Source organism: Micromonospora sp. ATLC16 (assembly GCF_057196645.1).
This window is the reverse complement of sequence record NZ_JBXUOW010000040.1, coordinates 43982-50201: the sequence shown is the minus strand read 5'-3', so window position 1 is coordinate 50201 and position 6220 is coordinate 43982. Positions and strand designations below refer to the sequence as shown.

Sequence of the window (6220 nt, the reverse complement as noted above, 5' to 3'; positions counted from 1 at the left end):
GCCCAGGGCCGGTGCCAGCCGGGCGGCGACCGCCTCGGCGAGCAGCAGACCGCCGGTGGCGTCCAGGTTGGCCCGCATCCGCTGCGGACGTACGTCGAGGCCGGCGAGCATCCGCGCGGTACGGGCGGCGGCCCCGCCGGCGAGGTGCGTCAGGTCGAGCAGGGGTTCCCACTCGGCGTGCCAGCCACCGGCGCCCCGCTCGTGTTCCTGGCCGGCGGCGGCGAACAGCGTGCCGACGAGCCCGGGGCCACGCCGGGCCGCAGCGGTGACCAGCACCGAGTCCACCGGGTTGCGCTTGTGCGGCATCGCCGACGAGCCGCCCCGCTCCGCGCCCCCCTCGGCCACCTCGCCGACCTCGGTCTGCGCGAGCAGGCCCACGTCGAGAGCGACCTTGCCGGTGGCGGCGAGCAGCCCGCCGAGAGCCGCCGCCAGGTCGAGCAGGGGCTGACGACGGGTGTGCCAGGGCAGCGGGCTCGCGGCCAGCCCCAGTTGCGCGGCGAACCGGTCGACCATCTCCGGCCCGGCCGTGCCGTAGGCGGCGAGGGTGCCGACCGCCCCGCCGAGCTGCGCGGGCAGGCCGGCACGCGCCCTGGCCAGCCGGCCGCCCGCCTCGACCAGGCCGACCAGCCAGCCGGCTGCCTTGAGCCCGAAGGTGGTCGGTGCGGCCTGCTGGCCGAGGGTACGGGCGGGCATCAGGGTGTCGCGGTGGCTCCGGGCCAGCGCGGCGGCGGCGTCGGCGGCGTCGGCGAGGTGCCGCAACAGCGGCTCGGCGGCGCGGGCCGTCACCAGCGACAGGGCGGTGTCGAGCACGTCCTGGCTGGTGGCACCGTGGTGCACCCAGGGCCGGGCCGGTTCGGCGACCGCTGCGGTCAGCTCCCGCACCAGCGGAACCACGGGGTTGCCGGCCGCCTCGGCCGCGGCACCGAGGGCGGCCGGGTCGTACCGCTCGGCGCGGCACTGGCGGACGATCTCGTCGGCGGCCGGGGCGGGTAGCAGTCCGGCGTCGGCGCCGGCCCGAACCAGGGCCGCCTCGGCGTCCAGCAGCGCCCGCAGCAGGGCGTGGTCGTCGAGTTCGGCGTCGACCTCGGGTGTGCCGGAGAGCCCGCGCAGCAGTGCCTCAGACGGCGAAGAAGACGGTCTCATGCTCTCCCTGAAGGCGGATGTCGAACTGGAACCCGTCGGTGGCCGGTCGGGCCAGCAGCGTGTCACGACGCTGCGGGTCGACGGTACGCAGCACCGGGTCGCTGGCGTTGGCCGCCTCGCCGGGAAAGTAGACCCGGGTGACGAGACGGTGCAGCAGCCCCCGCCCGAACACCGACAGGGTCAGGTGCGGCGCCTCGGTGTCGCCGTCGAAGGTGGGCAGCGGCCCCGGCTTGACGGTGTGCAGCGCGTACCGGCCCTCGGTGTCGGTTTCGGCCCGACCGAAGCCCCGGAAGCCGGCAAGCGCCGGTGGCCGGGCGCCACGCGGATCGTCGGGGTGGTCGAAACGCCCGTCGGGATCGGCCTGCCAGCTCTCCACCATCGCGTCGACCACTGCCGCGCCGGTGCCGTCGACGATCCGGCCACGCAGCCAGAACGCGCCGGGCGCGCCCTCCGGCACCACGTACGGCCCGTCGGGCCAGCGCAGGCCGATGTGCAGGTACGGCCCGACGGTCTGGGCGGGCGTGACACCCAGCGGCTCACTCATCGTCGTCCTCGTCCTCGAACACGGTGGCCTCCCGGCCCCGCAGCACGATGTCGAACTCGTAGGCCAGCGCCCACTCGGGGCGGGTGGCGGCGTGGTCGTAACGGGCCACCATCCGTTGGCGGGCCCGCTCGTCGCGGACCGAGTTGAAGATCGGGTCCTGGAAGAACAGCGGGTCGCCGGGGAAGTACATCTGGGTCACCAGACGCTGGGTGAACGCCCGGCCGAAGAGGGAGAAGTGGATGTGCGCGGGCCGCCAGGCGTTGTCGTGGTTGCGCCACGGGTAGGCGCCGGGCTGCACGGTGACGAAGCGGTAGCGACCGTCGGCGTCGGTCAGGGCCCGCCCCACGCCGGTGAAGTTGGGGTCCAGCGGCGCCGGCCAGGTGTCGGCGGCGTGCCGGTAGCGGCCGGCCGCGTTGGCCTGCCATATCTCGACGAGGGTGTGCGGCACCACGTGGCCGTCGCCGTCGAGGACCCGGCCGTGCACGATGATCCGCTGTCCGAGGGGCTCCCCGTCGTGCTGGCGGGTCAGGTCGTGGTCCAGTTCGCCGATGCGGCCCTCGCCGAGCAGCGGGCCGGTCACCTCGGTGAGCCGCTGCGACAGGTAGGTCAGCGGCTGCTGCGGTGCCCGCGCCACGGTGGACCGGTAGCCGGGACTGAGCAGCGGCGGATGGGCGTCGACGTCGTCGCGCCGGTAGCTCGGCAGGATCAGTTTCCGCTCGGCGTCCTGGCTCACGGCCGCTCCTCCCCTTCAGTAGATCCGAGTATCCGCGACCCGAAGGCGTGGAGCGGACGCCCGAGGGCGAGCGCACCGCCCTGCGGTCCGTTGATCGCGGTGGCCGGCCGCCGTCCGTTCACGCCGCCGTCCGCATGGTCGCTTCGAGGGCGCGCAGCACGGTGAGTTCCTCGGCGGTGGGCGGCTCGTTGATGCTCAGGTCCTCGGCGACGGCGAGCGGCCAGCCGGTGGCCTCGCGGGCCCGCTCGACGGTGACGCCCGGGTGCAGCCGGGTGAGGGTGAGTTCGCAGCTGTCCGGGTCGGCCTCGAGGACGCCGAGGTCGGTGATGACGGTGCGGGGTCCGCCGCCGCGCAGACCGAGCCGGGCCCGGTCACCGGGGCCGGCGCCGTAGCCGACCGAGGTGACGAAGTCGACGCGTTCGGTGAAGGTACGCCGGCTCTGCCGGACGATCACCACCACCTCGCCGCAGGAGGCGGCGATCTCGGGAGCGCCACCGGCGCCGGGCAGGCGCACCTTCGGGTCGGTGTAGTCGCCACCGATGACCGTGGTGTTGATGTTGCCGTACCGGTCGAGCTGCGCGGCGCCGAGGAAGCCGACGTCGATGCGCCCGGGTTGCAGCCAGTAGTTGAACACCTCGGGCACCGAGATCACCGCGTCGGCGGTGTCGGCGAGGACGCCGTCACCGATGGACAGCGGCAGCCGGTCGGGTTTGGCGCCGAGGCAGCCGGACTCGTAGATCAGCACCAGGCCGGGCGCGTGGGTGGCGCGGGCCAGGTTCGCCGCGGTGCTGGGCAGGCCGATCCCGACGAAGCAGGCGGTGCCGTCGCGCAGTTGTCGGGCGGCCGCCACCGTCATCATCTCGTCGGCGGTGTACTGACTCATGCCTGCGCCTCCGCGTTGTGCACGTGCCGTTCGATCCATTGCTGGAACGTGTCACGGTCCCGGCTGACCTCGTCCCAGGCGACGTAGCAGGCGTTGTCCCGCACCGAGTAGCCCTGCGCGTACGAGGGATGGGCACCCCCGGGGACGTGCGCCACGGCCGTGATCACCCAGCCGGGCAGCACCACCTGACCGGGCACCGGGGTCAACTCGTCGACGATCTCCTCGACGGTGACCAGGGACCGGCGGGCGGCCAGCACCGCCTCCTTCTGCACGCCGGTGATGCCCCACATCTGCACGTTGCCGGCCCGGTCGGCGCGCTGGGCGTGCACCACTGTCACGTCGGGGTTGAGCGCGGGAACCGCGGTCAGCGTCTCCCCGGTGAACGGGCAGTCGATGCTGCGGATGTTGGTGGTGTGCCGGGGCAGGTCGGTGCCGGTGTAGCCGCGTAGCACGGCGAACGGCAGGCCGGAGGCACCGGCGACATAGCGGTTGGCCATCCCGGCGTGGCTGTGTTCCTCCAGCTCGAGCGGGACGGGCCAGGAGTTCTGCACGGCGTCGCGGAAGCGGTGCAGCGACCCCACGCCGGGGTTGCCGCCCCAGGAGAAGACCAGGCGGCGGGCGCAGCCGGCGCCGATGAGCTGGTCGTAGATGACGTCGGGAGTCATCCGCACCAGGGTCAGGTCGCGCCGCTCCTGCCGGATGATCTCGTGACCGGCGGCGAACGGGATCAGGTGGGTGAATCCCTCCAACGCCACCGTGTCACCGTCGCGGACCAGCTCCGCGACGCCGTCGGCCAGCGAGACGAGCTTCGCCATGAGCCTCCCTGCCTCCTGTGTCACGGACCCGCTGACGATGTTCGGTATGCGGACCGGCGTACTCATCTCGAACGTAATCGGAGTCGAGGACGTCCGTCAACGCGCCCCCGGCCGGTCGGATTCACCGGTCCGACCTGTCGCAGAATTGTTGCGGTGATCCGTTGACGCGAGCGGAGTCCCGTGCAAATGTCCTTGATGAGAACGCTTGTTCGGCAAGCGAACATGCGACACGTGCGGTCGGCTCCGGCCACCGCCGGGCCCTCGCACGTGCCAGGCGTGGCCGGAACCACCCCGCCGTCACCGCCCGTGGCCGTCCCACCTGCGGCGCAAGGAGGATCACCATGCCCCGGCTCGACACCGTGCTGCACCGGGCCGGCGCGTCGTGGGAGCAGCACGCCGCGTCCGGTACCGGTACCCGCTTCGGCGGTTGCGGCGGCGAACGTCGAGGCGTTCGCGGACACGCAGTGGCTCACCGTGCCGGGCGACATCACCCGCTACCCGTTCCAGGCCCCAAGGAGGCATGAATGCGCACCCAGGTCGGCATCATCGGAGCGGGACCGGCCGGTCTCATGCTGTCGCACCTGCTGCACCGGCACGGCATCGACTCGGTGGTGCTGGAGAGCCGCAGCCGGGAGTACGTGGAGCACCGGCTCCGCGCGGGCGTGCTCGAACAGGGCTCGGTCGACCTGCTGCGGGACACCGGCCTGGGAGCGCGCCTGGACCGGGAGGGAATGCGGCACGAGGGCATCGAGTTGCGCTTCGACGGCGAGTCGCACCGGGTGCCGATGACCGAGCTGACCGGCCGGGCGATCACCGTGTACGGCCAGCAGGAAGTGGTCAAGGACATGATCGCCGCCCGGCTGGCTGCGGGCGGGACGATCCTGTTCGAGGCGCCCGCCGACCGGCTGTCCGGGCTCGACACCGCCCCCGTGATCCACTTTCGACACCAGGACCGGGCCGAGGAACTGCACTGCGACTTCGTGGTCGGTTGCGACGGCTACCACGGGATCAGCCGGCCGACCGTGCCCGACGGGGTGCTGAGCACCTACGAGCGCACCTACCCGTTCGCCTGGCTGGGCGTCCTCGCCGCCGCCCCGCCCGCCGTGGAGGAGCTGATCTACGCCCACCACGAGCGGGGCTTCGCCCTGTACAGCATGCGCTCGCCGCAGATCTCCCGGCTGTACCTCCAGGTGCCCGCCGACGAGGACATCGCCGACTGGCCCGACGAGCGGATCTGGGCCGAGCTGCGTACCCGGTTGGAGACGGTGCCGAACTGGACGCTCAACGAGGGGCCGGTGCTGGAGAAGTCGATCACCCCGCTGCGCAGCCTGGTGGTCGAGCCGATGCAGTGGCAGCGGCTGTACCTGGCCGGCGACGCGGTGCACATCGTGCCGCCGACCGGGGCCAAGGGCATGAACCTGGCCCTTGCCGACGTCGCGCTGCTCGGTGACGCCTTCGCCGCCTGGTACGCCGACGGCAGCAACGAACTACTGGACGGCTACTCACGTACCGCGCTGCGCCGGGTGTGGCGGGCACAGCAGTTCTCCTGGTGGATGACCTCGATGCTGCACCGACTCAACGCCGACGACCCGTACGAGGCGAAAATCCAGTCGGCGACCCTGCGGTACGTCACCACCTCCCCGGCGTACGCGACGAGCCTCGCGGAGAACTACGTCGGCCTACCCGAGGTCTGAAAGGTACGACGGACCCGGAGCTGGCACGCCACCACCGGTGTCTGGCTCGCCGTCGGGCTGCTGTTCCTCGCGGCCACCGGGTTGACCTGGTCCCGCTTCGCCGGGGCGAACTTCGGCGCCGGGTTGGACGCGCTCCACGTCTGGCCGGTGCGATTCGACCACGTCGCCGTCGACCCGGACAGCGACGCGGTGACCGCGCGCAACGACTACGCCGACTGGTCCCTGCTGGCCAAGCTCAGCGCCCTGGGCGTACAGGCGCACATGGGGCTGCCGATCGTGGATTCACCCGCTTCGGGGCATGGCGCGCGGCGGCGTTACGGGGTAGAAACATCTGGACCCCGTTTTTTCACGCCGTGATACAAGTGTCACTCGATGGGAGAGCGCTCTCAGGGCTTTGCTCCATCGTGT

The 6220-nt window shown here is 72.4% G+C and carries 7 protein-coding genes; 2 read left to right on the top strand and 5 right to left on the bottom strand.

Going from position 1 to position 6220, the window contains the following annotated elements:
• From pcaB to AC2CHE_RS17730, 5 genes are all read right to left on the bottom strand, one after another.
• A partial coding sequence (pcaB, locus tag AC2CHE_RS17750) for a 3-carboxy-cis,cis-muconate cycloisomerase (RefSeq protein ID WP_484506007.1) occupies window positions 1-1143 on the bottom strand: 1143 nt, incomplete at its 3' end.
• Window positions 1118-1687: a protocatechuate 3,4-dioxygenase subunit alpha gene (gene pcaG, locus AC2CHE_RS17745; RefSeq protein WP_484506006.1), complete on the bottom strand. Its 570-nt coding sequence runs from the start codon at window positions 1685-1687 to the stop codon at window positions 1118-1120. The genes pcaB and pcaG, both read right to left, overlap by 26 nt.
• Window positions 1680-2420 (bottom strand): protocatechuate 3,4-dioxygenase subunit beta, encoded by a 741-nt coding sequence (gene pcaH, locus AC2CHE_RS17740; protein WP_484506005.1) that lies wholly within the window; start codon window positions 2418-2420, stop codon window positions 1680-1682. The genes pcaG and pcaH overlap by 8 nt, the downstream gene beginning before the upstream one ends.
• 118 nt (window positions 2421-2538) lie before the next feature.
• A complete protein-coding gene (locus tag AC2CHE_RS17735) occupies window positions 2539-3303 on the bottom strand; it encodes a CoA-transferase subunit beta (protein ID WP_484506004.1) in 765 nt (254 codons plus the stop codon).
• Window positions 3300-4118 (bottom strand): CoA transferase subunit A, encoded by an 819-nt coding sequence (locus AC2CHE_RS17730; protein WP_484506003.1) that lies wholly within the window; start codon window positions 4116-4118, stop codon window positions 3300-3302. Before AC2CHE_RS17730 ends, AC2CHE_RS17735 begins: the two co-directional genes overlap by 4 nt.
• A gap of 524 nt (window positions 4119-4642) precedes the next feature.
• On the opposite strand from AC2CHE_RS17730, the gene AC2CHE_RS17725 reads away from it, so the two are divergent.
• Entirely contained in the window at window positions 4643-5812 is a 1170-nt protein-coding gene (locus AC2CHE_RS17725; protein ID WP_484506002.1) for a 4-hydroxybenzoate 3-monooxygenase, read from the top strand.
• A 57-nt stretch (window positions 5813-5869) separates the two neighbouring features.
• Complete coding sequence (locus AC2CHE_RS17720) at window positions 5870-6169, top strand: hypothetical protein (protein WP_484506009.1); 300 nt, start codon at window positions 5870-5872, stop codon at window positions 6167-6169.
• Window positions 6170-6220 lie beyond the last annotated feature (51 nt).

Bases quoted from the DNA above. Each gene is read 5' to 3' on its own strand.
- AC2CHE_RS17735 (WP_484506004.1), bottom strand. From the start codon at position 3,303: ATGAGTCAGTACACCGCCGACGAGATGATGACGGTGGCGGCCGCCCGA.
- AC2CHE_RS17730 (WP_484506003.1), bottom strand. From the start codon at position 4,118: ATGGCGAAGCTCGTCTCGCTGGCCGACGGCGTCGCGGAGCTGGTCCGC.
- AC2CHE_RS17725 (WP_484506002.1), top strand. From the start codon at position 4,643: ATGCGCACCCAGGTCGGCATCATCGGAGCGGGACCGGCCGGTCTCATG.
- pcaG (WP_484506006.1), bottom strand. From the start codon at position 1,687: ATGAGTGAGCCGCTGGGTGTCACGCCCGCCCAGACCGTCGGGCCGTAC.